The sequence below is a fragment of the Methylobacterium sp. A54F genome (genome assembly GCF_053346035.1).
In genome coordinates, this window is record NZ_JBKFBF010000205.1 from 1 (window position 1) to 286 (window position 286).

Annotated in this window: 1 pseudogene; it reads right to left on the bottom strand. The window is 74.8% G+C overall.

What is annotated here, in order from left to right:
- A pseudogene (locus tag ACLBXP_RS25980) lies at window positions 1-286 on the bottom strand (adenosine kinase); the annotation flags it as partial.

Here is a 286-nt window from a genome sequence, read left to right on the forward strand (position 1 = left end):
CGCCACGGCCTTGCGGAAGGCCTCCTTGGCGGCCGGCGGGTCCCAGAGGTAGCCCTCGAGGTAGATCGTGCGGGCGCTCGCCGCGGTCGCCTCGACGACGTCGGCCGGGGAGAGGCCCTGGCAGGCGCCGAGGTACGTGTTCATGGTGCGCTCGCCGTCCGGCGTCACCAGGATGAAGCAGCGCGCGGTGGCCGGTCCGACCTCGGCGGGCGCGACGGGGAAGCGCACGCCGGTGGCCTTGAGGTCGTGCCCGAACAGGCCGCCGAGCTCGTCCGCCCGCACCTTG